The sequence below is a fragment of the Pseudomonas pseudonitroreducens genome, from assembly GCF_021603645.1.
GTDB lineage: Bacteria > Pseudomonadota > Gammaproteobacteria > Pseudomonadales > Pseudomonadaceae > Pseudomonas > Pseudomonas pseudonitroreducens.
Window position 1 is genome coordinate 535,025 of the sequence record NZ_BQHJ01000001.1, and the last position, 26,889, is coordinate 561,913.

Below are 26,889 nucleotides of genomic sequence, written 5' to 3' on the forward strand. Positions count from 1 at the left end.
GTTACCGCCAACGCCTTACATGTTGGGGTAGTTCGGACCGCCGGTGCCTTCCGGGGCTACCCAGGTGATGTTCTGGGCCGGGTCCTTGATGTCGCAGGTCTTGCAGTGTACGCAGTTCTGCGCGTTGATCTGGAAGCGCTTGCTGCCGTCGTCGTTGCTCACCACTTCGTACACGCCGGCCGGGCAATAACGCTGCGCAGGCTCGTCGTAGAGCGGCAGGTTCTTGCCAACCGGGATGCTCGGGTCGGTCAGCTTCAGGTGGATCGGCTGGTCTTCCTCGTGGTTGGTGTTGGAGAGGAACACCGAGGAGAGCTTGTCGAAGCTGAGTTTGCCGTCCGGCTTCGGGTAATCGATCTTCGGCGCTTCGCTGGCCTTCTTCAGGGTCGCGTAGTCCGGGGTCGTATCGTGCAGGGTGAACGGGATCTTGCCGCCAAAGATGTTCTGGTCGATGAAGTTGAACGCACCGCCACCGATGGCGCCGAACTTGTGCATCGCCGGGCCGAAGTTGCGGCTGCGGAACAGTTCGTCATACAGCCAGCTGCCCTTGAAGGCCTCGACGTAGTTGCTCAGCTCGTCGCCGCCTTCGCGGCCGGCGAACAGGGCTTCGGCAACCGAGTCGGCGGCCAGCATGCCGGACTTCATCGCGGTGTGGCTGCCCTTGATCTTGGCGAAGTTCAGGGTGCCCAGGTCGCAGCCGATCAGCGCGCCGCCGGGGAAGACCATCTTCGGCAGCGAGTTCAGGCCGCCCTTGCAGATGGCACGAGCGCCGTAGGCCACGCGCTTGCCGCCTTCCAGGTACTGCTTGATCACCGGGTGGTGCTTGTAGCGCTGGAACTCGTCGAACGGCGACAGGTGCGGGTTGGTGTAGGACAGGTCGATGATCAGGCCGACCACCACCTGGTTGTTCTCCAGGTGATAGAGGAAGGAGCCGCCCGGGTTGTCATCGTTCAGCGGCCAGCCGGCGGTGTGTACCACCAGGCCCTGCTCGTGCTTGGACGGATCGATGTCCCAGATTTCCTTGATGCCGATGCCGTAGTGCTGGGCGTCGGCTTCGCTGTCGAGCTTGTACTTCTTGATCAGTTGCTTGCCGATGTGGCCACGGCAGCCTTCGGCGAACAGGGTGTACTTGGCGCGCAGTTCCATGCCCGGGGTGTAGTAACCCTCTTTCGGATTGCCTTCGCGGTCGACGCCCAGGTCACCGGTGACAATGCCGCGCACTACGCCGTTCTCGTCGATCAGCGCTTCCTGGGCGGCGAAGCCTGGGTAGATCTCGACGCCCAGGCCTTCGGCCTGCTGGGCCAGCCAGCGGCACAGGTTGCCCAGGGAGATGATGTAGTTGCCTTCGTTGTGCATGGTCTTGGGCACGAAGAAGTTCGGCACCTTGGCCGCCGCTTCCGGGCTCTTCAGCACATAGATGTCGTCGCGCTTGACGGGGGTGTTCAGCGGCGCTTCGAGTTCCTTCCAGTTGGGGAACAGCTCGTTCAGCGCGCGGGGCTCGAACACGGCGCCCGAGAGGATGTGGGCGCCCACTTCGGAACCCTTCTCGACCACACAGACGCTGATTTCCTGACCGGCGTCAGCGGCCTTCTGTTTCAGTCGGCAAGCGGCGGACAGACCGGCAGGGCCGGCGCCGACGATGACGACGTCGAATTCCATAAATTCGCGTTCCACTATCGATCTCTCCTGAATCAAGGCTCTGGGCATTTTGTAGGTATTGGGATGGGCGTGCCCCCACCCAGTAAGAGCGGGGCGCATTATAGCTAGACCTGTTGCTATATCTAAACCCTTTATCGAGGGCAATACAAACGTTTGTTTGAATCGCGCGTAACCCTGATAGAATCGGGGTCCGCGGCTTATGAAGGGGTATTTTCGTGTATTGACCCGCCCGGTCGATGCGGTCAAGATACCTGCGGTTTTGCGGTCGCGTTGCGCTGGATGTAGTCGCAGATGGCGTGCACTACCGGCCAGGCCTGTCTGGCGACATTCCTATTCACCGGAGAAAAACGAGGAATCCATGAAGGTTCTTGTAGCTGTCAAACGAGTGGTTGACTATAACGTCAAGGTCCGCGTCAAGGCGGACAACTCCGGCGTCGATCTCGCCAACGTCAAAATGTCCATGAACCCCTTCTGCGAAATCGCCGTGGAAGAGGCTGTACGCCTGAAAGAGAAAGGCGTCGTCACCGAGATCGTTGCGGTCTCCGTCGGCCCGACCGCTGCCCAGGAGCAACTGCGTACCGCGCTGGCTCTGGGTGCTGATCGCGCCATCCTCGTTGAAACCAATGAAGAGCTGAGCTCCCTGGCCATCGCCAAGTCGCTGAAAGCCCTGGTCGACAAAGAGCAGCCGCAGCTGGTCATCCTCGGCAAGCAGGCCATCGACAGCGACAACAACCAGACCGGCCAGATGCTGGCTGCGCTGACCGGCTACGCGCAAGGCACCTTCGCCTCCAAGGTCGAAGTCGCTGGCGACAAGGTCAACGTCACCCGTGAAATCGACGGCGGCCTGCAGACCGTTGCCCTGAACCTGCCGGCAATCGTCACCACCGACCTGCGCCTGAACGAGCCGCGCTATGCGTCGCTGCCCAACATCATGAAAGCGAAGAAAAAGCCGCTGGACGTGGTGACCCCGGACGCCCTGGGCGTTTCCACCGCTTCCACCGTGAAGACCGTGAAAGTCGAAGCTCCGGCTGCCCGTAGCGCTGGCATCAAGGTCAAGTCCGTTGCCGAACTGGTCGAGAAACTGAAGAACGAGGCGAAAGTAATCTGATGGCTATCCTGGTAATCGCTGAGCACAACAACGGCGCCCTGGGCGCCGCCACTCTGAACACTGTCGCTGCGGCGCAGAAGATTGGTGGCGACATCGCCGTCCTGGTCGCAGGCCAGAACGTCGGTGGCGTGGCTGAAGCCGCTGCCAAGATCGCTGGTGTTGCCAAGGTGCTGGTCGCCGACAACGCCGCCTACGCTCACCAACTGCCGGAGAACGTTGCTCCGCTGATCGCTGAGCTGGGCAAGGGCTACAGCCACGTGCTGGCCGCCGCCACCACCAACGGCAAGAACTTCCTGCCGCGCGTTGCCGCCCTGCTGGATGTCGACCAGATCTCCGAGATCATCGAAGTCGTCAGCGCCGACACCTTCAAGCGTCCGATCTATGCCGGTAACGCCATCGCTACCGTGCAGTCCTCGGCTGCCGTCAAGGTCATCACCGTGCGTGGCACCGGCTTCGACGCAGTTGCTGCCGAAGGTGGCTCCGCCGCTGTTGAAGCCGTTTCCGGCCCGGCCGATGCCGGCAAGTCCGCCTTCGTCGGTGAAGAGCTGGCCAAGTCCGATCGTCCGGAACTGACCGCTGCCAAGATCGTCGTATCCGGCGGCCGTGGCATGGGCAATGGCGACAACTTCAAGATCCTCTACTCCCTGGCTGACAAGCTGGGCGCTGCCGTCGGTGCTTCCCGCGCTGCCGTTGACGCCGGCTTCGTGCCGAACGACATGCAGGTCGGCCAGACCGGCAAGATCGTTGCTCCGCAGCTGTACGTGGCCGTTGGTATCTCCGGCGCCATCCAGCACCTGGCGGGCATGAAGGATTCGAAAGTGATCGTTGCGATCAACAAGGACGAAGAGGCGCCGATCTTCCAGGTCGCCGACTACGGCCTGGTCGCCGACCTGTTCGAAGCCGTACCGGAGCTGGAGAAGGCCGTCTAAGCCTTTTTCGCTCAGTGAAGGAACCCGCCCCCGTGGCGGGTTCTTTCATTTCAGGTTCCTGATTTTCCTCGGGAAATGGTCGCTTCGCCGCGCTGGTGACCCATTGGTCACGAATCTTTGCGCAGAAGTCCACGGGCGAAGGTGTCTCATCTACAATGCGCGACGTCTCCAGTTCCTGAATGTGTTCAATCGACACCTGGCTACCGAGGTTTTCATGATCATCAAACCGCGCGTGCGTGGCTTCATCTGCGTCACTACCCACCCGACCGGCTGTGAAGCCAACGTCAAGGAACAGATCGAGTACGTCGAGGCGCACGGCCCCATCGCCAACGGTCCGAAGAAGGTCCTGGTCATCGGTTCCTCCACCGGCTACGGCCTGGCCGCGCGCATCAGCGCCGCCTTTGGCGCCGGCGCCGACACCCTGGGCGTGTTCTTCGAGCGCCCCGGCAGCGAGACCAAGGCGGGTACCGCCGGCTGGTACAACTCGGCTGCCTTCGAGAAGTTCGCCAAGGCCAAGGGCCTCTATGCACGCAGCATCAACGGCGACGCCTTCTCCGATGAAGTGAAGCAAGTCACCATCGACACCATCAAGCAGGACCTGGGCAAGGTCGACCTGGTGGTCTACAGCCTGGCCGCGCCGCGCCGTACCCATCCGAAGACCGGCGAGGTCTTCAACTCCGTGCTCAAGCCGGTCGGCAAGAGCGTCAACTTCCGTGGCCTGGATACCGACAAGGAAGTGATCAAGGAAAGCGTGATGGAGCCGGCCACCGAGGCCGAGATCGCCAACACTGTGGCGGTGATGGGCGGTGAAGACTGGCAGATGTGGATCGACGCGCTGCAGGAAGCCGGTGTGCTGGCCGACGGCGCCAAGACCACCGCCTTCACCTACCTGGGCGAAGAGATCACCCACGATCTGTACTGGAACGGCTCCATCGGCGCCGCCAAGAAGGACCTGGACCAGAAGGTCCTGGGCATTCGCGAGAAGCTGGCCGCCACCGGTGGTGATGCCCGCGTTTCGGTACTTAAGGCGGTGGTTACCCAGGCCAGCTCGGCCATTCCGATGATGCCGCTGTACCTGTCGCTGCTGTTCAAGGTGATGAAAGAGAAGGGTACCCACGAAGGCTGCATCGAGCAGGTCGACGGCCTGTTCCGCGAGAGCCTGTACGGCGCCGAGCCGCACCTGGACGCCGACGGTCGCCTGCGTGCCGACTACAAGGAACTGCAGCCGGACGTGCAGGACACCGTGAAGGATCTGTGGAACAAGGTGACCAACGAGAACCTGTACCAGCTGACCGACTTCACTGGCTACAAGTCCGAGTTCCTGCGTCTCTTCGGCTTCGAGATCGCCGGCGTGGACTACGAGCAGGACGTCAACCCGGATGTGCAGATTCCGAATCTGATCCAGCTCTGAGTTCGCACCAGCAGAAACGGCGCCCGAGGGCGCCGTTTTTGTTTGTCGCCGGCGATCAGTTCGCCGCGGTGACCGGCCCGTGGCTCTGCTTGAGGAAGTCCAGGTAAAGGCGAGCGGTTTCCTCGGGGCGCTCGATCATCGGCACGTGGCCACAATCGCGCAGGATGGCAACGCTGGGCTTCTTCAGCAGCGGTTTCATTACGTTGATGCTGGAAACGTCCAGTACGCGGTCGCGATCGCCCCACAGCAGCAGGGTTGGCGCGGTGATCCTCGGCAGCTCCGGCTCCAGCGGGATGTAGCGCTCGCGCAACTGCTGGAAGACCATGCCGTTGAACGTGCTGCGCTCCAGCGAGCGTTCTGCCAGGTAGTCCCGCAGCCGCGACGGCAGCGGTGGCTTCTGCACGAAGACGAAGTCGAGCAGGGCGGGGAAGTCCTCCACCCTGCGCAGCACCAACGGATTGTCGCCACCCTTGAGCAGGCGCTCGAACAGTTCGCTCTGGTGCGGCGCCATGACCCCGGCGTTATCGAACAGACCGACCGACAGCACCTCCTGCGGATGTCGCGCGGCGAGCAGCGCGGCAATATGTCCGCCCATGGAATTGCCGACCACGTGGAAACGGCCGATGCCCAGTTCGCGCATGAAGTCGGCCAGGCGTTCGGCCTGCGTGCCAACGTCATAGCTGATGTTCGCGGGCCGGCTGCTGTCGCCAAAGCCGGGCAGGTCGACGGCGATGACGTGGTAGTCCCTGGTCAGGAAGCGGGCGAAGCGGGGCCAATTGCTCTTGTCGGCGCCAAAGCCGTGGATCAGCAGGATGGTCTGGGCTTTTTCCGGGCCGCCCTCGTAGTAGGTGATGTCCAGGTCGTCGACCTGCAGGCTGTTGGTCGACAGCCGGGCGCGGGCGGCTTCGACGTACTGTGCCGTCGCCAGCAGGGTGGAGGGGAAGGCGTAGAGCACGCCGGCGGCGACGGCTAGCGCCAGGAGAAGGGCCAGAAGGGCTTTCTTCATGAGAAGTCCTTATTACCAAATCGGGTCGGTGTGCTTTACGCTAGCATTTTGCGGCTCTAAGCATGGCCGTTCTTTCTTCTGGCGAGTGAGACTACCGATGCCTGATTGCTCCACGCTGATCCGTGCAGCGCTGTTGCTGGTGACTTTCTCTATTCCACTGGGTGGGTTCGCGGCCGGCAAGTGCGAGCGGTTGGTCGCTACCGGCAATCCGGAATACCCGCCCTACCTGTGGCGCGACCCTGCGCAGCCGGAGCGCCTGATCGGCGCCAATGCCGACCTGTTGGAGCAGATCGGCAAGGCGATCGGGGTGAGCATCCGGGTGATCTATACCGGCTCCTGGGCGCGTGCGCAGGAAGAGGCGCGGCTGGGCCGGGTCGACCTGATCGCCGGCGCCTTCCTCACGCCGCCGCGGCTGGAGACCATGGACTACATCCATCCGGCCTTCCTCACCACCGACAACGTGGTATGGATGCGCAAGGATGCTGCGACTCCCTACGCCGGTCGCGACGACCTGCGCGGCTTGAAGGGCGGAACCCTGGTGAACAACAGCTTCGGCCCGGATTTCGACACTTTCGCCAAGGAGCAACTGACGCTGGAGGAAGTGCCGAGCCTGACCCAGGCGTTCCAGAAACTGCTGCTCAAGCGCTCGGATTATGTGATCTACGAGCACTACCCCGGCCTCGCGGTCGCCGATACCCTCGGCATGGCCGACGACCTGCAGCCGTTGGAACCGCCGATCTCCAGCGAGGGTCTGTACCTGACCGTCGCGCACAACTCGGCCTGCAACGACCCGTGGCTGCGCGGACAACTGGCGAAAAAAATGACAGAATTGACGGCCGCCGGAATCCCGCAGCGCCTGCTGCAGGACAACCTGGCCCGCTGGAAGGCCCAGCAGCTGCAGCCTGCCAGCACTCCCACCGAGTAGGACAATAGATTTCGTGATCAATCGACGGATGATGGTCGCCGGCCTGGCTTTGTTTGCGTTGGCCGGCTGTGCGACGAACGACCCGGCACCCAACGAACAGATGCGTCTCACCGAGCAGGCGCTGGAACAGGCCAAGGCCGTAGGTGCGACCGATGACGTCGCCGAGCTCAAGCTCGCCGAGGACAAGTACCAGGCTGCCAAGGGGGCCCTGGCGGTCGGCTCGCACAAGAAGGCGCGGCAGCTCGCCGAGCAGGCCGAGCTCGATGCGCGCCTGGCCGAGGCCAAGGAGCTGACGCGCAAGAGCACCGAACAACTGTCCGAGCAGAGCAAGAGCATCAATCGCCTGCGCAAACAGTTGGGAGAAGTGCAATGACTTCCGTGCAACTGTTGCGCCGTGGCGCATCGTGGATCGGCGCCTTGGGTGTCGTCGCACTGCTGGCCGGTTGTGCCAACAGCCAGCTCAGCGAGAAATCCCTGGAGCAGGCCCGCCAGCAGTTCCAGGCGGTGAAGGAAGACTCCTCGGTGCTGCGCAGCGCGCCCAAGGACGTGATCCGTGCCGGCGAGTCGCTGGCCCGCGCCGAGCGCCTGTCCAACTACTGGGGCAGCAGCGATGACGTACTGCAGTACTCCTACCTCAGCCAGCGCTACAGCGAGATCGCCCGCGAGCACAGCAATCTGGCGCTGAACCAGGAGCGCCTGGGCAAGCAGCAGCTGGAGCGCGAGCGCCTGCAACTGGCGATGCGTGAGGCGCGCCTGCTCAACGTGCAGGAACAGAGCAAGTGGCTGGAGCAGCAGATGGTCAGCCTGGCCACCAACGAAACCGAACGCGGCCTGGTGCTGACGCTCGGCGATGTGCTGTTCGACAGCGGTGAGGCGGACCTGAAGCCTGCGGCCAACCGCACCGTGCTCAAGGTGGTGCAGTTCCTCCAGCTCAACCCGCGGCGGGTCATCCGCATCGAGGGCTACACCGACGCCGAAGGCGATCGCGAGCAGAACCTGCAACTGTCCCGGGACCGCGCGCAGGCCGTGGCTGATGCGCTGACTGACCTGGGCGTGGACGACAAGCGCGTCAAGGTGCAGGGCTACGGCGAGGCATATCCGGTGTCGGACAACGCCTCGTCGCTGGGGCGTGCGCAGAACCGCCGAGTGGAGATCGTCTTCTCCGACGAGAAGGGCCAACTCGGCGCCGAACGCTGAGCGCAGCGCAATATCCCGACACAGGAAAACCCCGGACGCCTCGGCTCCGGGGTTTTTCATCTGGGGCATCTCGAATTCTTTCGAGTGGCAGCTTGGCGAAAATGGCCGGGTGCGACTAATCCCCTCAAGGGGAGCCGTAAACGAGAGAATCTGATGTCACTGGAAAAGAAGCTTTTCAATGTAATCGTGGCGGACCCGCAACCGATGATCGGTTGGGGCCTGGAACGCTATCTGCTGGAACGCGAACTGGCTCAGGTGAAAGCCTTCGTCAGCGACACCGACAGCCTGCTGGACGTCCTCAGTGCCCATCCCGAGGTTGATCTGGCCATCGTCGAGCTGGCGCTGCCCGGCGCTCGCGGGCGTGATGGCGTGCACCTGATCGAATGGTTGCAGCGCCACCATCCGGATGTACCTGTACTGGTCTATTCGGTCATGGGGGCGCCACTACTGGCGACCGCAGCGGTGAAGTGCGGCGCGGTGGGCTATGTCTGCAAGCGCAATCCGCTGAGCCTGCTGGATGACGCCTTCGCCCGCATCCGCAAGGGCGAGACCTACATCGACCCGATGCTGCGTCCGCCGCGTCATACCGGCAAGCCGTTGAGCCCAACCGAAGTCGATATCATCCGCCGCCTGGCCCATGGTGCCACGGTGGGGGAAATCGCCGAGCGGACCAACCGCAGCGTCTCCACCATCAGCACCCACAAGCGCAATGCCATGCAGAAACTCGGCCTGACCACCGATGCGCAACTGGTGGTGGCGGGGCTGCTGGACTGGCTGGGCGAGATCTGAAGCAAGCGGGCGCGCAACTGTATCGGATGGAATGCTGACGACTGTTCTGGAACAGTTTGCACTTTTTGGCTACTGTTTCGGTTCAATGACCGAGGGATGGCCGTCATGTCCAATCTGCTGCTGTACCAGCGCATCGCCCAGCAACTGGCGGAAGACATCCGTCGTGGTGTCTACCAGCCGGGCGAGCGCGTGCCGTCCGTGCGCAAGCTGAGCACCCAGCTCAACGTCAGCCATGCGACGGTGCTCCAGGCCTACGCCACCCTCGAGGATCAGGGCCTGATCCGCGCGCGTCCGCAGTCCGGCTTCTACGTGCATCGCACACCGGCACTGACTGCCTCGACGCCGGACATCGCCCGCGTCGAACGCCCCGGTCTGGTCACCCGCAGCAGCATCATCAACCAGGTGCTCGCCGAGGCGCGCCGCGAGGGTGTGTTCCCGCTGGGCGCCGCGGTGCCGCATGTGGATTACCTGCCGGTCCGCGCGCTGCACCAGCAGTTGGCCAAGGTCACCCGCTTCTCCAGCCCGCGGGCCTTCAGCTACATGTTCAGCCCCGGCTACGAGCCGCTGCGCCGCCAGGTGGCGATCCGCATGCGCGATGCCGGTGTGGTGGTCGATCCGACCCAGGTGACCATCACCCACGGCTGCGTCGACGCCATCCACATGGCCCTGCGCGTGATGACCCGGCCGGGCGATCTGATCGCCACCGAATCGCCGAGCTACTACGGGCTGCTGCAATTGGCCGATATCCTCGGCCTGAAGGTCATCGAGATTCCCAGTGACCCGCTCACCGGCATCAGCCTGGAAGCCTTGCAACTGGCCGCCAACCAGTGGCCGATCAAGGCGCTGGTGCTGACCGCGCGCCTGAGCAATCCGCTGGGCGGCACCATCCCGGAGGATCGCCAGAAGGCGCTGCTCAAGCTCACCGCCGAGCACAACATCGGGGTGATCGAGGACGATATCTACGGCGAGCTGATGTTCGACCAGGGACAGACCAAGGCACTCAAGGCCCATGACCGTGACGGCCGGGTGGTGTACTGCTCGAGTTTCTCCAAGACCATCTCCCCTGGCGTGCGCATCGGCTGGATCATCGCCGAGCGCTACCAGGAGGAGATTCGCCGCCTGCAGACCTTTACTACGCACTCGGCGTGCACCGTCACCCAGATGGGCGTGGCGGCGTATCTCGAGAACGGCGGTTATGACCGGCATCTGCGCTACATCCGTCAGGAGTACCGCAAGAACATGACGGCCTACCAGTTGGCGGTACAGCAGTACTTCCCGGAGGGCACGCAGATGACCCGGCCCAAGGGCGGCTTCATCCTCTGGGTCAGCCTGCCGGCCAAGGTCAACACCAAGGAACTGCACGTCCGCGCCCTGGAGCAGGGCATCAGCATCGCGCCGGGGCTGATCTTCAGTAACACCGAGCAGTTCAACAACTGCCTGCGCCTGACCTGCGGCATCCCGTGGGACCGCGAGGCGGAGCGGGCGATCATGACCCTGGGCATGCTGGCGTGCCAGCTGTGTCAGGAAGAACTGATCGCTGCGTAATTGCCCTGCATGCGCAGGAGCGGACTCTGTCCGCCGTAGGTCCGCTGCGCGCCGGATGCCATCGCGGACGCAGTCCGCTCCTACGTAAAGCTTTTCTGCGGTTAACCCGTTTTCCCACATCGTCTCGTCCAAGCAAGTTGAAACCCTCGACGAGACCGCTGCCGTGCCGATCGCCACGCTGCCGAATGACCACTGCGTTACACCCGTGCCTGCGCCATCGGCGATACTCGGTCGCTGGCGAGAAGCCAGCCACCACCCGCAACGCTACGGATCGAGAGAGTTGAAGAGACCCCTCACGGATGAAAACGACGTCGCTCTGCTGCAGCGTTACCGACAAGGCGACGTCGAAGCGTTCGGCGAGCTTTACGCTCGTCATCGCCTAGGCCTGTTCCGCTTCCTCTGCGGCCTGTGCGGCGACAATGCCCAGGCCGAAGAAGTGTTCCAGGAAACCTGGCTGAGCCTGATCCGCAGCGACAGCCAGCCCTTCGGCGCCGCCAGCTTCAAGACCTGGCTGTACCAGATCGGCCGTAACCGCCTGATTGACCACTGGCGCAAGCTGGGCCGCCACCAGGGGCGCCAGGAAAGCTTTGACGAGCAGTTGCATGGCGATGCATTGAACGGCGAAAGCACCGACCCCGAACGCGAGCTGAGCCTTGCCCGCGACCAGCAGCGCCTGCAGGGCGCACTGGAGTCTTTGCCGGTGGAGCAGCGCGAAGTCTTCCTACTGCGCACCCATGGCGATCTGGAACTGAACGAAATTGCCGAGCTGACGAAAACTCCGGCGGAAACCGTGAAGAGCCGACTTCGCTACGCCCTGCAGAAATTGCGGCGGTTGTTGTCCGACCCGTCGGTGACCGAGGAGGTGAGTCGATGAATCGCGATCCGCACGAGCAGGACCTGCTTGAGCACTACCGCCGGCACAGCGAAGAGCAGCCGTCGGCGCAAGTGGACGCGCGCATCCTGGCTGCCGCTCGCGCCGCCTTGCAGGAGAAGCCCCCGAGTTTCGCCCAGCGACTGCACCAGTGGTTGCTGGGTGCCGGCAGCCGCCAGCGCTGGGGCGTTGCCGTGGCCGGCCTGGCGACTCTGGGAATCGGCCTGAGCCTGACCCTGCGTACTTACCAAGAGGCGCCGGAGCGCTTCGATGCACCGGTCTCCCCGGCAATGCTGCGCGCGCCGGTTCCCGCACCGGCCATGGCGCCGCCTGCGGCTCCGGCCGCCGCACCCTATGCGGCGCCGAGCATGGCTGTGCCGCAGATGGATAGCGCTGCTGGGGCGGCGATGGAGGAACTCGCCAAACCTGCGCCCATGAGCAAGAAAATGGCGGTAGACAGCGCGCAGGCTGAACCTCTGGCCGAAGCGCGCGAGCTCCATGATGCCCAGGCCCAGCCAGGCAGGCAGGTGCAAGGGAAGCTGCAAGCGTTGGCGGTGCAGGGTGATGAGCCGCGTACCAGCCTGTTGCACCTGCGCGACTTGCAGGACAAGGGGCAGAAGGAGGAGGCTGAGCGTGTGCGCGAGAGCTTGCGGCAGCGCTTCCCGGAGCTGGATATCGACAAGGCTCTGAAGGAACTGTCTGACAACCCTTGACCAATGACAGGCCGGGTTCAGCCCGTGTCTGTCAGACTGAATGAAGTAACGCTTTGTCATGGCTAGACACTTGCTCTGCCACGCATCTCGCGCCAGCATTGCGCGGTTTTTCTGACGGCCCGCTCCATGAAGACGTATCGAATTCTCGTTGTCGCCAGTTTGTCCCTGCTGCTCGCCGCCTGTGGTGACGAGCACAAGGACAAGGTAGCCGCTCCGGCTCCAGCGCCCGCACCGGCAGTTGCCCCAGCAGCGGCCCCGGCCAGCACGCCCGCGCCCGAGCCAGCCGCTGAGCAGCCGCGCGAAAATGAGGCCAAGCCTGCTGCCGCCAAGGCCGTGGCGTCGCCCAAGGCGCCGGCCGTCGAGGCGTCGATCAAGCCCGAGGCTAAGGCGCCTTCGAAGACCCCGGCGCAGGTGCGCAAGCCGGTCGATCCGGCGGTCAAGCAGCCGTTGCCCCCGGTGAAGCTCGACCTGCGCCTGCCCAAGGACCTCGTCCACGAGTTGCAAGCGGACGATCCGATCACCGTGACCGAGGACAAGCCGATCCTGCCGCCCATGTTCGGCGAAAAGACCGGACAGAGCCCGTTCGAAGTCGGGGGCCGCCTGATCCAGCGCGAACCCAATGAGCGCGAGGCCAATGAAGACAGCTGGCACTCGGATATCCGTGGCGCCGAGTTGCAGTTCAAGTTCCGTAACTGATCGCGGCGTCTGCCCTTGTAGGAGTGAGCTTGCTCGTGACGCTCTTCATGAAGGCTCGTTCGCGAGCAAGCTCGCTCCTACACGAAGAGGTCGTCAGAAGCGGTGCACGCCACCGCGAATCGCCTCGAACAACGCCCCATCCAGCTCCCGATAGTCGGTCTCACCGGGCAACCGCACGAACAGCGCCTCGGTCACGGTTGAAGGGTCGTAGGCGTTGCGCTTGAGGTCAGTCTTCTTGTACTTGAAGGTCCCGGTGGTCTCCACCTGGGCCAGCAGGCGCAGGAACAGCGGCACGGCGTAGGCCGGCAGCTCGCGGTCCAGGTGCGCCGCCAGCTCTGTCGTGTCCAGGCTGGCGCCGTCCGCCAGGCGCAGTGCGGCCATGCCGCAGCGACCGTTGGTGCCGGGAATCTCCACGCCGTAGACCACCGCATCCTCCACGCCGGGGAAGGCGCCCAGGGCGTTTTCCACCTCGGTGGTGGAGACGTTCTCGCCCTTCCAGCGGAAGGTGTCGCCCAGGCGATCGACGAACTGGGTGTGCTTGAAGCCGATGTCGCGCATCAGGTCGCCGGTGTTGAACCAGGTATCGCCTTCCTTGAATACGTTGCGGTAGATCACCGCCTCGCTCTTGGCCGGGTCGGTGTAGCCATCGAAGGGCCACTTGGCGCTGATCTCGCTGATCAGCAGGCCGGCTTCGCCCTTGTCGACCTTTTCCATGAAGCCCCTGGCGTTGCGCACTGGCTGGTCGTTCTCCAGGTCATAACGGACGATCGCGTAGGTTGCCGGCGAGTAGCCCACCGTATTGTCGAAGTTGAATACGTTGGTGAAGCCGATATTGCCTTCGCTGGAGGCGTAGAACTCGGTGATCCGCTCGATGCCGAAGCGTTCCTTGAATTCGTTCCAGATCGACGGGCGCAAGCCGTTGCCAATCATGCAGGTCAGGCTGTTGCCGCGCTCCTCGGCGCACTCGGGCTGGTTGAGCAGGTAGCGGCAGAGTTCGCCGATGTAGCCGAAGCAGGTCGCCTGGTAGGTCTGCACGTCCTTCCAGAAGGCGCTGGCGGAGAATTTGCGACGCAAGGCGATGGCCGCGCCACCGGCCAGCACGGCGCTCCAGCAGACGGTGACGGCGTTGTTGTGGTAGCAGGGCAGGGTCAGGTAGAGCACATCGCTGTTGCTCAGGCCGAGCCCTGAATGGCCGAAGCCACCGTAGGCCTTGATCCATTTGCCATGGCTCATGATCGAGGCCTTGGGCAGGCCGGTGGTGCCGGAGGTGTAGATGTAGAAGCAGGCGTCCTTCAGACGCACTCGCGCGGTTTCGGCGAGGTTGTTCGAGTCCTGCTCCTGGGCCAGGCGCATCAGCCCCTGCCAGCCGGCCGGGACCTGTGCCTGGGTTGATGGCGACTCGTCTTCGTCGGCGATCCAGTAGCAGCGCCCGCCGCTGTTCTCCAGGGCCGGGCGAACGTCTTCGAAGACCTCGCGCAGCTCCTCGCCGACCACGAAATGGCTTGGTTTGACCAGGTTCAGGCTGTGGCTGAGCACCTGGCCGCGCTGGGTGGTGTTGACCAGCGCGCCGATGGCGCCGAGCTTGGCCAGCGCGGCGAGCACCACCATGAGTTCGGCGCGGTTCTCCAGCATCACCGCGACCACGCTGGCGTGGCCCACGCCCTCGGCCTGGAAGGCCCGCGCCAGGCGGTTGGCCCAGCCGTTGAAGAGGGCGTAGGACAGGCGCCGGCGTTCATCGATCAGCGCCGGGCTGTCCGGGTAGAGGCGCGCGGCGCGCTCCAGGGCCCAGCCCAGGGAGAGATTCTTCTCGCGGTTGCGGATGCCGGTGTAGTACAGCCCGCGCAGCATGCGCGGCACGCGGCCGAGGGTGGCGGGCAGGTGGGCGAGGAAGCGGGTCGGGGTAATGATGTCGGCGTGGGTCATTGAAGCGTGCCCTTGTTGTCATTGTTGTCTGTGGCGTGCAGACGCTTCGGGCGACTCTAGGCCGCTGCCCGGCGCCCGCCTATGGCCCATGCGCGCGTGGCACAGGGCAGATCGGCAAACGCCGGCGAGGCGTTCCTCGCAGTCTAGGAAGCTATGGCCGGACGGCCAGGGCGGGATTGTGTCGATTGGTAAATGGCGACACGGTGCCCATGGTGGGAGGGTTGGTAGGGCGAATAACCGCTTGTGGTTATCCGCCGTTAGCCTAGGTGTGGCAAACGGCGGATAACGCGTTCCGCGTTATGCGCCCTACGAAAAGGTCCGTGAGTGTGCTCAGTCGAGGAACAGGTCGGGTACCAGGCTGCCGCCGTTCGGGTCGAAACGGTACTGCTCGAAGTCGCTCTGGCCCTGTTCGCGCAGGATGTCCTCGTCGATCAGCAGGCGCCCGCTGATGCTGCGTTCACGGCTGGAGAGGATGGCGTAGGCGGCGTCGGCCATGATCGCCGGGGTACGCGCACGCTTGAAGGCATCGCGGCTGCCCAGCTCGAACTCGATGGCGGCGGTGGCGATCATGGTTTTCGGCCACAGTGCGTTGACGCTGATGCCGTACTTCTTGAACTCCTCGTGCATGCCCAGGGTGAGCATGCTCATGCCGTACTTCGTGACGGTGTAGGGGCCGTGCTGGGCGAACCACTTGCCGGCCAGGTTGATCGGCGGCGACAGGCTGAGGATATGGCCCTTGCTCTGTTTCAGGTAGGGCAGCGCGGCCTGGCTGCAGACCATCACGGCGCGGGTGTTGATCTGGTACATCAGGTCGAAGCGCTTGGGCTCCAGGCGTTCCACACCGACCAGCTTGATCGCCCCGGCGTTGTTCACCACCGCGTCGATCCCGCCGAAGTGTTCGGCGGCGCGAGCCATGGCCTCGCGCACGGCGTTCTCGTCGCGCACGTCGAGTTGCAGCGCGAGGGCCTTGCCGCCGGCGGCTTCGACTTCCTCGGCGACGCTGAAGATGGTGCCTTCGAGTTTCGGGTGGGGCTCGGCGCTCTTGGCGGCGATGACGATGTTGGCGCCGTCGCGCGCGGCGCGCAGGGCGATTTCGCGGCCGATGCCACGGCTGGCGCCAGTGATGAAGAGGGTTTTGCCGGAAAGGGACATTTGGGGGCTCCTAGTTCTTGTTATGAGTCGTCAGCGGTGGGGCTGACGGCGTCTGTAGGAGCGAGCTTGCTCGCGAACAATTCCCTGTTGCAGGGCCCTGGTTCGCGAGCAAGCTCGCTCCTACGAAAAGCGAAAAGCGAAAAGCGAAAAGCGAAAAGCGAAAAGCGAAAAGCGAAAAGCGAAAAGCGAAAAGCGAAAAGCGAAAAGCGAAAAGCGAAAAGCGAAAAGCGCTTCAGGCGTCTTCGGCCTCGACCTCCACCAGCAACTGCCGCGATTTCACCTGCTCGCCCTTGGATACCTGCACGCGGCGGATCACGCCGTCGACGCCGGCCTTGAGCGGGTGCTCCATCTTCATCGCTTCCAGCACCAGCAGCAGTTGACCCTTGCTGACGCGCGTACCTTCGCTCACCAGTACGTCGACGATGGCGCCATCCATCGGTGCCTTCACCGTGCCGGAGCCCGCACCAGCGGCGGCACCTGCCGGTTCATGGGTGACGTCCAGCAGTTCGAGGTTGCCGTCCGCGCCATACAGCCACAGGCGAGCGCCTTCCTGGTGGAAGGGCAGGCGGCGGCGAACGCCATCGGCTTCGAAAACCGCCTCGCCGTTCTCCGCACCGAGCAGGCGAAGATCGATTTCGGATTCACCGATGCGGGCCAGCAATGTCGGCTGGACGCCGTGCTCGCGGACTTCCAGTTCGACGACGAATTTCTCCTCGCCATGCTTGAGTGCGAAACGCCACGGAGCGCTGCCCGCGCTACGCCAACCGGACAGCCCCGGCTGGTGCGCACGATCACTGGCCGAAGCCTGGTAGAGCAGGGCGGCGGCACAGGCCAGTTCCAGTGGTTGCGGCTGGCGCGGGGCCAGGCTCGGGTCGCCGGCGAACTGCTCGCCGATGAACGCGGTGGTGGCCTTGCCGGCGGCGAACTCCGGGTGCTTGAGCAGGTTGGCGAGGAAGCGCTGGTTGCCGGTCACTCCCAGCAGCACGCAGTCCTCGACGGCGCGCACCAGCTTGCGCCGGGCCTCGTCGCGGGTAGCGCCGTAGGCAATGACCTTGGCCAGCATCGGGTCGTAGAACGGCGTCACCGGCTGGCCTTCGCGCAGGCCGTGATCGATGCGGATACCGTCCAGCTGAGGCGGCGTCCAGCGCAGCACCTGGCCGGTCTGCGGGAGGAACCCATGGCCGGCATCCTCGGCGTACAGGCGCACCTCGATGGCGTGGCCCTTGAGCTGGATCTGTTCCTGCGTCAGCGGCAGCGGATGGCCTTCGGCGACGCGAATCTGCCAGGCCACCAGGTCCTGGCCGGTGACCAGTTCGGTGACCGGGTGCTCCACCTGCAGGCGGGTGTTCATTTCCAGGAAGTAGAAGGCGCCGCTGGCGTCCAGCAGGAACTCCACGGTGCCGGCGCCCAGGTAGTTCACCGAGGCGGCGGCCTTCACCGCGGCGCTGCCCATGGCGGCGCGCAGGTCTTCGGTCAGCACCGGGCAGGGCGCTTCCTCGATGACCTTCTGGTGGCGGCGCTGCACCGAGCAGTCGCGCTCGCCGAGGTAGACGATATTGCCGTGGCTGTCGCCGAATACCTGGATTTCCACATGGCGCGGCTGCACCACGGCTTTCTCCAGGATCAGCTCGCCGCTGCCGAAGGCGTTCTGCGCCTCCGAGCGAGCGGTACGCAGCTGCTCGGCAAGGTCTTCGCCGCGCGTCACCAGGCGCATGCCGCGCCCGCCGCCGCCGGCGCTGGCCTTGATCATCAGCGGGTAGCCGATGCGTTCCGCCTCGCGGGTCAGGGTGGCGTCATCCTGATCGGCACCTTCGTAGCCGGGGATGCAGGGCACGCCGGCTTCGAGCATGGCGATCTTCGACAGGCGCTTGCTGCCCATCAGGTGGATGGCTTCCACGCCGGGACCGATGAAGACGATGCCGGCGGCCTCGCAGGCGCGGGCGAAGTCGGCGTTCTCCGAGAGGAAGCCGTAGCCGGGGTGGACGGCGCCGGCGCCGGTGCGTTTCGCCGCGTCCAGAATCGCCTCCGCCTTCAGGTAGGACTGGCCCACGGGCGCCGGGCCGATGCACACGGCTTCGTCGGCCAGTTGCACGTGGCGGGCGTTGGCATCGGCCTGGCTGTACACGGCCACGGTGCGGTAGCCCAGGTCGTGGGCGGTACGGATCACCCGGCAGGCGATTTCGCCACGGTTGGCAATCAGGATCTTGTCGAAGCTGGGCATGCTGGCTGTTTCCCTCTCCCCGCCCTCTCCCTGAAAGGAGAGGGGATTGTTCGGTGCGCGCGTTGGCTCACTGCGCCCAGTTCGGTTTGCGTTTCTGCACGAAGGCCATGGTGCCTTCGGCGCCTTCCGCGCCGGTCACCGCGTCGGCGAACTGGCGGGCGGCGCTGTCCAGCAGCGGGCCGAGGGCTTCGGTTTCGCTGGCCAGCAGCAGTGCCTTGGTGGCGGCATTGGCGCCCGGCGCGCAGCGACGGACCTGATCGAGCGCTTCCGTCAGTTGCTCGCCGAGACTTTCAGCGTTGTCCGCGCAGGCATGCACCAGGCCCAGGCGCAGCGCCTCGCGGCCATCGAAGCGGGCGGCGGTGAGGGCCAGGCGGCGGGCCTGGGTCAGGCCGATGCGTTTCACCACGAAGGGCGCGATCTGCGCTGGCAGGATGCCGAGGCTGGTTTCCGGCAGACCGAACTGCGCGTCCGCTGCGGCGATGGCGATGTCCGAAACGCAGGCCAGGCCGAAGCCGCCGCCGAGCACCGCGCCTTCCAGCGCGGCGACCAGTACCTGCGGTTGCGCCTGGGCTTCCTCCAGCAGGCCGCCGAAGGCGCGGTTCAGCGCGGCGTAGGCATCGGGACCGGCAGCGCGGGCGCCGGCCATGTCCTTGATGTCGCCGCCGGCGCAGAAGTGCCCGCCAGCGCCACGCAGGACGATGGCGCGCACGGCACGGTCGTCGCGCACCGCGGCGAGCACCGCACGCAGTTCGCTGACCATCGCCAGGCTCATGGCGTTGCGGCTGTCCGGACGATTGAGGGTGACGTGCAGTACGCCACCGTCACGTTCCAGCAGCAGGGTTTCGCAGTTCGGCAGTTCACTCATGCCGCAATTCCTCGTTTAAAGATGCTACAGGCGGCAGGCTTCAGGCGGGAGGCAAAAGCGGCGCTCTTCCTGCCGCCTGAAGCCTGCCGCCTGTAGCTGCTCTCAGCCCTTCTTCTTGCCCGGCAGGGTGCCCATCAGCTTGCAGATGATGCCCAGCATGATTTCGTCCGCACCGCCGCCGATGGACACCAGACGGGTGTCGCGGTAGGCGCGGGCGATCGGGTTTTCCCACATGAAGCCCTGGCCGCCCCAGTACTGCAGGCAGGCGTCGGTGACCTCGCGGGACAGCCGGCCGACCTTGAGTTTGGCCATGGAGGCCAGGCGGGTGACGTCCTTGCCACGGATGTACTGCTCGGTGGCCTGATAGGTGAGGGCGCGCAGGCACTCGATCTCGGTCATCAGCTCGGCCATGCGGAAGTGGATGACCTGGTTGTCGATCAGCGCCTGGCCGAAGGTCTTGCGCTCCTTGCAGTAGTCGATGGTGGCGTTGACGCAGTACTCCATGCCCTTGATGCCGCTGGCGGCGCCGAACAGGCGTTCCTCCTGGAACTGCAGCATCTGCATCATGAAGCCCGAACCCTCGGCGCCGATGCGGTAGCGCTGCGGCACGCGCACGTCGTCGAAGAACACCTGGGCGGTTTCCGAGCTGCGCATGCCGAGCTTGTCCAGGTGCGGGCTGATGCTGATGCCCTTGGACTTCATCGGCACCATGATCAGTGACTTGTTGACGTGGGGCTTGTCGTCGGAGGTGTTGGCCAGCAGGCAGATGAAGTCGGCGGACGGCGAGTTGGTGATCCACATCTTGCTGCCGTTGATGACGTAGTCGTCGCCATCCTTGCGCGCAGTGGTCTTCAGCCCGGCGACGTCGGAACCGGCACCCACTTCCGAGACGCCGATGCAGCCGACCATCTCGCCGGCGATGGCCGGGCGGAGGAATTCCTCGCGCAGCTCATCGGAGCCGAAGCGTGCCAGGGCCGGTGTGCACATGTCGGTCTGCACGCCCAGGGCCATCGGCACGCCGCCGCAATGGATGGTGCCGAATTCCTCGGCAGCGACCACCGAGTAGCTGTAGTCCAGGCCCATGCCGCCGAATTTCTCCGGCTTGGAGATGCCCAGCAGGCCTAGGTCGCCGGCCTTCTTGAAGACCTCGTGGATCGGGAAGCGCCCGGCCTTTTCCCACTCGTCGACGTAGGGGTTGATCTCGCGTTCGACGAAGTTGCGCACGGTGCGGCGGAGTTCTTCGTGTTCCTGGGTGAAGATCATTTCTTGTTCTCCGTGGGATCTTTCAATTCAGGTTGGGCGAATGAAGCGCAACGCTTTACTCGCCGGCTTGGCGCATGACGCCTGGGGCGTCATGCGCCCTATGGTCAAAATCGTGCAACACCGAAACTGTTGTTCTTCAGCGGCCGCACGGCCGCCTCCGCGCAGATATCCAGCAGGTAGCCGAGCAACTGGCGCGTGTCGCGCGGGTCGATCAGCCCGTCGTCCCACAGGCTCGCGGTGCCGTAGAGCGCGGTGGACTGGGCGTCGAGTTTCTGCGCGGTCATCTGTTCGAGCATGTCGAGCATCTTCGGGTCGGCTTCCTTGCCCTCCTTGGCGTGCTTTTCCTCGGTGACGATGCGTAGCACCTTGCCGGCCTGGGCACCGCCCATCACCGCGGTGCGGCTGTTGGGCCAGGCGAAGATGAAGCGCGGGTCCAGCCCGCGCCCGCACATGGCGTAGTTGCCAGCGCCGTAGGAGCCGCCGACGACCAGGGTGAGCTTGGGCACGGTGGCGTTGGCCACGGCCTGGATCATCTTCGAGCCGTGCTTGATCACGCCCAGGCGCTCGGACTCGGTGCCGACCATGAAGCCGGTGGTGTTGTGCAGGAACAGGATCGGCGTGTTGCTCTGCTCGCACAGCTGGATGAACTGCGCCGCCTTGGCCGCACCCTGCGGAGTGATCGGGCCGTTGTTGCCGATCAGGCCGCAGGCGTGGCCCTCGATGTGCAGGTGGCCGCAGACGGTCTGGCTGTCGAACTCGTTCTTGAAGTCGAGGAAGCGCGAGCCGTCGGCGATGCGCGCAACGATCTCGCGCACGTCGTAGGGCTTCTTCGCGTCCGCCGGGACCACGCCGAGCAGTTCCTGCGCCGGGTACAGCGGCTCGTCCCATGTCAGTTTGGCGCGGGCTGGCAACTGGTTGTTCCATGGCAGCGCGGCGAGGATTTCCCGTGCCAGGCGCACGCCATCGGCGTCGTTCTCCGCCAGGTACTCGGCGGTGCCGGCGACCTGGGCGTGCAGTTCGGCGCCGCCCAGTTCCTCATCGGTGGCAATCTCGCCGGTGGCGGCTTTCAGCAGCGGCGGCCCGGCGAGGAACATCTTGGCCTTGCCGCGCACCACCACCACGTAGTCCGACAGGCCCGGTTGATAGGCGCCGCCGGCGGTGGACGAGCCGTGCACCACGGTGACCTGGGGTATGCCCGCCGCCGACAGGCGCGCCTGGTTGGCGAAGCCGCGCGCACCCTCGACGAAGATATCCGCCGCGTAGTTCAGGTTGGCGCCGCCGCTCTCGGTCAGCGCCACCACCGGCAGCTTGTTCTCGAAGGCGATCTGCTGCAGGCGCAGGGTCTTCTTCAGGCCGGTGGGGGAGATGGTGCCGCCCTTGATTGCGCTGTTGCTGGCGCTCACCAGGCAGCGCACCCCGGCGATATAGCCAATGCCGGAGATGATGCCGCCGCCGGCCTGGGTGCCGTCCTTGTCGTCATGCAACTTGTAGCCGGCCAGGGAACCGATCTCGAGGAACGGCGCGCCAGCGTCCAGCAGCAGGTTCAGGCGTTCGCGCGGCAGCAGCTGGCCGCGCTTGTCGAACTTCGGCTTGGCCTCGGCGGCCTTGTCGAGCACCTTCTGCTCGACTTCGCGGAAGCTCGCCACGGCGGCCAGCATGGCCTCGCGGTTGCGGGCGAAGTCTTCGCCCTGGGCGTCGATTTCCGACTGGATCATCGGCATGGCTTACTCCTGGTCCTTCAGCACATCGGGAAGATAGGCACGGTGGAAACCGTTGTAGGAACGGCTCTGACCCGGCTTCACCTTGGAGAGCGGGAAGGCGCGGCTGCCCTGGCTGGCGGCGCCATCGATGCGGATGGTGTTGCCGCTGATGAAGGCGGCGCCGGGGGAGAGCAGGAAGACGATGGCCGCGGCCACTTCCGACTCGGTCCCGATGCGCTTGAGCGGCACGTGCTCGCGCAGGGTCGGGATCACCGCCTTGAACGCGCCTTCGTAGGTGTCCATGCCGCTGGAAGCGACCCAGCCCGGCGCCACGGCGTTGACTCGCACGCCGGCGTGGCCCCACTCGATGGCGGCGGTCTTGGTGAAGTTTTCCATGCCGGCGCGGGCGGCGCCGGAATGGCCCATGCCGGGCATGCCGCCCCACATGTCGGCGAGCATGTTGACGATGCTGCCGCCGGTCTTGCTCAGGCTCTGGTTGAAGACTTCGCGGGCCATCAGGAAGCCGCCCACCAGGTTGGTGCGCACCACGGCCTCGAAGCCCTTCAGGTTGATCGAGGCGAGCGGCGCGGGGTATTGGCCGCCGGCGTTGTTGACCAGGTGATGGATCGGCCCGCGCTCGGCGATGACCTGAGCGACCAGTGCCTTCACCGCTTCCTCGTCGCGGATGTCGCAGCTGTGCCAGCTGGCGCTGCCGCCGTCCTCGATGATCTCGCCGGCGGTCTTCTCCAGCTTCTCGGCCTTGCGCCCGACCAGCACCACGTGGGCGCCGAGGGCTGCCAGTTCGTGCGCGGTGCAACGGCCGATACCGCTGCCGCCGCCAGTGACGATGATGGTCTGGCCGTCGAACAGGCCGGGTTTGAAGATCGAGTCGTAGCTCATTGTTGTTCTGACTCCGAGGTATCCCGTAGGGCGAATGAAGCGGAACGCTTCATTCGCCGTTTGCGATTGGCGGATAACGCTGGTGGCGTTATGCGCCCTACGTTTCTAACGCTGTTCTTTTGTAGGAGCGAGCTTGCTCGCGAACCGCCTGACGTCATTGCCTCCGGCGAAAAGCGGTCGCGAGCAAGCTCGCTCCTACAGGAGTTGATCGGCGATGGCTTGCGGCACCGCCACCGGGAATTCCAGCAACTGCTGGGCGAAGGCCTTGCCCTGCGGGTCGATACGCAGGCTCGCCACACCGCCGCCGCCCAGGGCGTTCTCCAGCAGGAAGTTCAGGCTGTGGCTGCCCGGCAGGTGCCAGCGGCTGACGCGGCCAAGCTGCGGGTCGAGCACGTGCTGCATCCACTCGGCCACCGCGCCTTCGCTCAGCGCCTCGGCGATCCACGGCAGGTATTCGGGCCGGCGCGCCATCACGCCGATGTTGCTGTGGTTGCCCTTGTCGCCGGAGCGCGCCACGGCCAGCTTTACCAGCGGCACGCTGGCCTGGGCCGGGCCTTCGGCGGCCGGCACGGCAATGTCGTCGGCCAGCGCGGCCGGGTCGAAGTGGTCGATGGCGGGCAGGGCGACTGGCTGGCGCTCGCCGTCGATCTCCACGGTCAACTCACAGGCGTTCTTGTCGATCAGGAAGGAGAACAGGCGGATCACCGGGTACACGGTCGGGCGGCCGCCGACGATGCCGGTCAGGCCCGGCGCCATGCCGGTGGCGGCCTGGGCGATCTCGCGGGAGAACAACACCAGGGCTTCCTTGCGGCTGTGACGCACGGCGAGCTTCACCACGATTTCGCGGCTGTCCTCGCGGCGCCCGTGCGGGCCGTAGGTGGCTTCGCTGCCGAGCAGTTCGATGCTGACCTCGCGGTACGGGCCCCAGCCGCGTTCCATGAGGATTTCCTCGGTCTTGGCGATGATCGCCTGGCTGACCCGCTCGGCCTTCTTCACCGCGTCGATGCCGGCGATCAGGCAACTGGCAGTGCAACGGAAACCGTCCGGGTAGGTGGCGCTGACCTTGTACTGCCCGGTCGGCGGCAGACCACGTGCGCCGCTGACGGTCACGCGGTTGTCGCCCACCTGGGCCAGTTGGACCCGGGTGAAATCGCAGATCACATCGGGCAGCAGGTAGGCGCGCGGGTCGCCGATCTCGTAGAGCATCTGCTCGCCCACCGACAGCGGCGTCACCAGTCCGCCGGTACCTTGCGGCTTGGTCACCACGAAGTCGCCAGAGGCCTGCACTTCGACGAGCGGGAAGCCGATGTGCTCGTAGTCCGGCACGCTTTCCCAGTCGGTGAAGTTGCCGCCGGTGCACTGCGCGCCGCACTCGATGATGTGCCCGGCCAGCGCGGCCTGGGCCAGCTTGTCGTAGTCGTTCCAGGCCCAACCGAACTCGTGGACCAGCGCGGCGCTGACCACTGCGCTATCCACGACGCGGCCGGTAATGACGATATCGGCGCCGGCCTTCAGCGCCTGGACGATGCCGGGGGCACCGAGGTAGGCGTTGATCGATACGCACATCGGCGGCATCGGCGCGTCGCTGAACATCTCGCGGATGCCGGCCTTCGCCAGTTCACCCAGGCGCGGCTGCAAGTTATCGCCGTGCACCACGGCGATCTTCAGCGCCACGCCGGCCTTCTCGCAGGCAGCGGCGAGGGCGCTGGCGCAGGCCTGCGGGTTGACCCCGCCGGCGTTGCTGATCACGCGGACCTTCTTCGCTGCGATGTCGCCGAGCAGGGGTGTCATCACCTCGACGAAGTCGGTGGCGTAGCCTGCCTCGGGATTCTTCAGGCGCGCGCCGGCCATGATCGACATGGTGATTTCGGCCAGGTAATCGAACACCAGGTAATCCAACTGCGCGCCGCGCACCAGTTGGGCGGCGGCGGTGGAGGTGTCGCCCCAGAAGGCGGAGGCGCAGCCGATACGTACGGTTCTGGTCATTATTCTGCCCGTGACGCTGAGTGATGGATCGACATTACCAAGCAAGCGCTTGGTTGAAAAGCCCCGAAAGAACGACAACCCCAACCATTGGATGGCCAAGCGCTTGCTTGGTTGGTCCTCGCGGGCTTACATTTCGTCAGACAACACAAGTACTTGCAGGGCGTTTCGATGAATCGCCCTGAGCAGATCGGCCGATGGGGCCAATGGGGAGAGAACAGCGTGGATGACCGCAAAGCCCGCGAAGTAATGCTGGAGCTGGTCGGGACCGGGCAGATCACCGACCCGGAAAGCGCCCGCGGCAAGCTGCTGCAAACTGCCGCGCATCTGTTCCGCAGCAAGGGCTACGAACGCACCACGGTGCGCGACCTGGCCGGCGCGGTGGGGATTCAGTCCGGCAGCATCTTCCACCATTTCAAGAGCAAGGACGAAATCCTCCGCTCGGTGATGGAGGAAACCATCCTCTACAACACCGCCCTGATGCGCGCCGCCCTGGCCGATGCGTCCACCCTGCGCGAGCGCCTGCTGGCGCTGATCCGCTGCGAGCTGCAGTCGATCACCGGTGGTACCGGCGAGGCGATGGCGGTGCTGGTCTATGAATGGCGCTCGCTGTCGGAAGAGGGCCAGGCCTACATCCTCAGCCTGCGCGACATCTACGAGCAGATGTGGCTGGAAGTGCTGGAAGAGGCGCGCCTGGCCGGCTTTAGCCAGGGCGACCCGTTCATCCTGCGGCGCTTCCTCACCGGGGCGTTGTCCTGGTCGATCACCTGGTTCCGCCCCGAGGGCAGCCTGACGCTGGATGAGCTGGCCGAGCAGGCGTTGCTGTTGGTGATGCGCGAGTAGGTTCGGAGCGGGCGGGATGCCAATCGCGGACGGAGTCCGCTCCTACGCGTGCCGGAGAAATTGGCATTGCGGCGACACCCTCGCACGGCGTTGAGCTCTGGGTAGGAGCGGACTCCGTCCGCGATCGCTCAACGCGGGCACCGAGCTAATCAGATAATCCGCAACGGATAACTGAACAGCAGCAGGTGCAGGCAGTTCACCGCGGCATGCAGCAGGACGGGGACTGCGAGGCGGCCGCTGAAGTGGAAAGCCAGGCCGTAGCCCAGGCCCGCGATGCCCGCGACCACTGCGAACAACGGATTGATCGGCCAGTGCACCAGGCCGAACAGCACGCTGGCGGTCGTCACTCCGGCGAAGGCGCCGAAGCGGCGCACTAGTTCGCTTTGCAGCAGACCGCGGAAGAAAGCCTCTTCGGTCAGCGAGATCACGCAGACGTTGACCAGCATCCACAGCCAGAAGCCGGGCGGCCATTTCGGGTTCCACACCACCAGGCCGCCCGCTACGGCCACCAGCGGCACGGCGAACAGCGTGGTGACGATGACGATGGCGGCGAAGTCCGGGGAGCGTTTCTCCATCGGCACCGGATCGCGGCGCAGCCACCAGGCGAGCAGGGTGATACCCACCAGGGCCTTGTCCCAGGACAGGTGCAGGGCGTAGACCGGAGCGTCCGGGCTGAGCTGGCGCACTGGCCAGAGCGTCCACGAGGTAGTGCCCGGCAACAGGTGCGCGGCCAGGGCGATACTGAGCACCAGGCACACCAGCCACCAGAGCAGCCGCGGCAGGCGAGCCTCGCCGTAGAGGGTCCAGGCGATGTAGACAGCGCCGATCAGCAACCCCACTGGCTGGACGAATCCGAGCCCGAAACCGCAGAGCAACAACACGACTGGCAGCAGCGGCAGGAGTTTCCTGAGCATTCTTTCCTCCATCGAAGGAGGCGAGTCTAGGCAATTTCAACCGCTGCTGACCATCGTTACGGCCAGTTTTTGACTGAAGCGTCAGTCAGTTAGGCGATTATCAGGGTTTATCTTCAGCTTCCTTGGCGTCCATCTCGGCGTTGCGCTCGTGGATACGCTTGAGCTGCTCCTCGGTCAGCGGGAGCTTTTTCGCGGTATCGCGCAGCATCATCAGCGCGCCGACGATGGAGCCCATGGCTAGGGCGATGATCAACCAGGCATACCAGGGCATGGTCCCGT

At 64.9% G+C, this 26,889-nt stretch carries 24 protein-coding genes; 12 read left to right on the forward strand and 12 right to left on the reverse strand.

Annotated elements, in window-relative coordinates:
• Window positions 1–15: 15 nt before the first annotated feature.
• The gene (locus tag L6D89_RS02475) at window positions 16–1,704 is read right to left on the reverse strand and encodes an electron transfer flavoprotein-ubiquinone oxidoreductase (protein WP_275094671.1); all 1,689 of its coding nucleotides are present in this window, start codon (window positions 1,702–1,704) and stop codon (window positions 16–18) included.
• A gap of 310 nt (window positions 1,705–2,014) precedes the next feature.
• Here L6D89_RS02475 and L6D89_RS02480 point away from each other — a divergent pair, with 310 nt between their 5' ends.
• The 3 genes from L6D89_RS02480 (at window position 2,015) to fabV (ending at window position 5,104) form a co-directional block, all read left to right on the forward strand.
• On the forward strand, window positions 2,015–2,764 hold the full coding sequence (locus L6D89_RS02480) for an electron transfer flavoprotein subunit beta/FixA family protein (RefSeq protein ID WP_026078867.1): 750 nt from the start codon (window positions 2,015–2,017) through the stop codon (window positions 2,762–2,764).
• Window positions 2,764–3,693: an electron transfer flavoprotein subunit alpha/FixB family protein gene (locus tag L6D89_RS02485; protein WP_236170862.1), complete on the forward strand. Its 930-nt coding sequence runs from the start codon at window positions 2,764–2,766 to the stop codon at window positions 3,691–3,693. Before L6D89_RS02480 ends, L6D89_RS02485 begins: the two co-directional genes overlap by 1 nt.
• Before the next feature lie 214 nt (window positions 3,694–3,907).
• Window positions 3,908–5,104, forward strand: a complete 1,197-nt coding sequence (fabV, locus tag L6D89_RS02490; protein WP_236198632.1) for an enoyl-ACP reductase FabV — start codon at window positions 3,908–3,910, stop codon at window positions 5,102–5,104.
• A gap of 55 nt (window positions 5,105–5,159) precedes the next feature.
• Here fabV and L6D89_RS02495 read toward each other — a convergent pair whose 3' ends face one another.
• Window positions 5,160–6,110 (reverse strand): alpha/beta fold hydrolase, encoded by a 951-nt coding sequence (locus L6D89_RS02495; RefSeq protein ID WP_236198633.1) that lies wholly within the window; start codon window positions 6,108–6,110, stop codon window positions 5,160–5,162.
• Between the two features lie 97 nt (window positions 6,111–6,207).
• Between L6D89_RS02495 and L6D89_RS02500 the strand changes: the two genes are divergently transcribed.
• The 8 genes from L6D89_RS02500 to L6D89_RS02535 all read left to right on the forward strand — a co-directional run bounded on the left by L6D89_RS02500 (window position 6,208) and on the right by L6D89_RS02535 (window position 12,846).
• On the forward strand, window positions 6,208–7,035 hold the full coding sequence (locus L6D89_RS02500) for a substrate-binding periplasmic protein (RefSeq protein WP_236198634.1): 828 nt from the start codon (window positions 6,208–6,210) through the stop codon (window positions 7,033–7,035).
• Between the two features lie 28 nt (window positions 7,036–7,063).
• A complete protein-coding gene (locus L6D89_RS02505; RefSeq protein ID WP_373874925.1) occupies window positions 7,064–7,408 on the forward strand; it encodes a DUF4398 domain-containing protein in 345 nt (114 codons plus the stop codon).
• Window positions 7,405–8,232 carry an OmpA family protein gene (locus L6D89_RS02510; RefSeq protein WP_236198636.1) on the forward strand — a complete coding sequence of 276 codons (828 nt, stop codon included), beginning with the start codon at window positions 7,405–7,407 and terminating at the stop codon, window positions 8,230–8,232. The genes L6D89_RS02505 and L6D89_RS02510 overlap by 4 nt, the downstream gene beginning before the upstream one ends.
• A gap of 153 nt (window positions 8,233–8,385) precedes the next feature.
• Entirely contained in the window at window positions 8,386–9,021 is a 636-nt protein-coding gene (locus L6D89_RS02515; RefSeq protein ID WP_236198637.1) for a response regulator, read from the forward strand.
• Window positions 9,022–9,126: 105 nt separating this feature from the next.
• Window positions 9,127–10,566, forward strand: coding sequence for an aminotransferase-like domain-containing protein (locus L6D89_RS02520; protein ID WP_024764499.1), 1,440 nt, complete (start codon window positions 9,127–9,129; stop codon window positions 10,564–10,566).
• A gap of 280 nt (window positions 10,567–10,846) precedes the next feature.
• Window positions 10,847–11,440, forward strand: coding sequence for an RNA polymerase sigma factor (locus L6D89_RS02525; protein ID WP_236198638.1), 594 nt, complete (start codon window positions 10,847–10,849; stop codon window positions 11,438–11,440).
• Entirely contained in the window at window positions 11,437–12,150 is a 714-nt protein-coding gene (locus L6D89_RS02530; protein WP_236198639.1) for a hypothetical protein, read from the forward strand. Before L6D89_RS02525 ends, L6D89_RS02530 begins: the two co-directional genes overlap by 4 nt.
• Before the next feature lie 126 nt (window positions 12,151–12,276).
• On the forward strand, window positions 12,277–12,846 hold the full coding sequence (locus L6D89_RS02535) for a hypothetical protein (protein ID WP_236198640.1): 570 nt from the start codon (window positions 12,277–12,279) through the stop codon (window positions 12,844–12,846).
• A gap of 93 nt (window positions 12,847–12,939) precedes the next feature.
• On the opposite strand, the gene L6D89_RS02540 is transcribed toward L6D89_RS02535, so the two are convergent.
• The 8 genes from L6D89_RS02540 to L6D89_RS02575 form a co-directional block, all read right to left on the reverse strand.
• Window positions 12,940–14,769, reverse strand: coding sequence for a long-chain-acyl-CoA synthetase (locus L6D89_RS02540; protein ID WP_236198641.1), 1,830 nt, complete (start codon window positions 14,767–14,769; stop codon window positions 12,940–12,942).
• Between the two features lie 330 nt (window positions 14,770–15,099).
• Window positions 15,100–15,921, reverse strand: a complete 822-nt coding sequence (locus L6D89_RS02545; protein WP_236198642.1) for an SDR family oxidoreductase — start codon at window positions 15,919–15,921, stop codon at window positions 15,100–15,102.
• 232 nt (window positions 15,922–16,153) lie between these two features.
• Complete coding sequence (gene atuF / locus L6D89_RS02550) at window positions 16,154–18,142, reverse strand: geranyl-CoA carboxylase subunit apha (RefSeq protein WP_236198643.1); 1,989 nt, start codon at window positions 18,140–18,142, stop codon at window positions 16,154–16,156.
• Window positions 18,143–18,209: 67 nt separating this feature from the next.
• Window positions 18,210–19,007, reverse strand: a complete 798-nt coding sequence (gene atuE / locus L6D89_RS02555; RefSeq protein WP_236198644.1) for an isohexenylglutaconyl-CoA hydratase — start codon at window positions 19,005–19,007, stop codon at window positions 18,210–18,212.
• A gap of 102 nt (window positions 19,008–19,109) precedes the next feature.
• Entirely contained in the window at window positions 19,110–20,270 is a 1,161-nt protein-coding gene (gene atuD, locus L6D89_RS02560) for a citronellyl-CoA dehydrogenase (protein WP_038803742.1), read from the reverse strand.
• 104 nt (window positions 20,271–20,374) lie between these two features.
• Window positions 20,375–21,991: an acyl-CoA carboxylase subunit beta gene (gene atuC, locus L6D89_RS02565; protein WP_236198645.1), complete on the reverse strand. Its 1,617-nt coding sequence runs from the start codon at window positions 21,989–21,991 to the stop codon at window positions 20,375–20,377.
• 3 nt (window positions 21,992–21,994) lie between these two features.
• Window positions 21,995–22,870: an SDR family oxidoreductase gene (locus L6D89_RS02570; RefSeq protein WP_236170847.1), complete on the reverse strand. Its 876-nt coding sequence runs from the start codon at window positions 22,868–22,870 to the stop codon at window positions 21,995–21,997.
• Window positions 22,871–23,065: 195 nt separating this feature from the next.
• Window positions 23,066–24,856 (reverse strand): acyclic terpene utilization AtuA family protein, encoded by a 1,791-nt coding sequence (locus tag L6D89_RS02575; protein WP_236198646.1) that lies wholly within the window; start codon window positions 24,854–24,856, stop codon window positions 23,066–23,068.
• A 219-nt stretch (window positions 24,857–25,075) separates the two neighbouring features.
• Here L6D89_RS02575 and L6D89_RS02580 point away from each other — a divergent pair, with 219 nt between their 5' ends.
• On the forward strand, window positions 25,076–25,696 hold the full coding sequence (locus L6D89_RS02580) for a TetR/AcrR family transcriptional regulator (protein ID WP_236198647.1): 621 nt from the start codon (window positions 25,076–25,078) through the stop codon (window positions 25,694–25,696).
• 149 nt (window positions 25,697–25,845) lie between these two features.
• Here L6D89_RS02580 and L6D89_RS02585 read toward each other — a convergent pair whose 3' ends face one another.
• Together L6D89_RS02585 and L6D89_RS02590 are read right to left on the reverse strand one after the other, a co-directional pair.
• Window positions 25,846–26,610 (reverse strand): CPBP family intramembrane glutamic endopeptidase, encoded by a 765-nt coding sequence (locus L6D89_RS02585; RefSeq protein ID WP_236198648.1) that lies wholly within the window; start codon window positions 26,608–26,610, stop codon window positions 25,846–25,848.
• A gap of 100 nt (window positions 26,611–26,710) precedes the next feature.
• Window positions 26,711–26,881, reverse strand: coding sequence for a DUF2897 family protein (locus L6D89_RS02590; RefSeq protein WP_236198649.1), 171 nt, complete (start codon window positions 26,879–26,881; stop codon window positions 26,711–26,713).
• Between the last annotated feature and the right edge of the window lie 8 nt (window positions 26,882–26,889).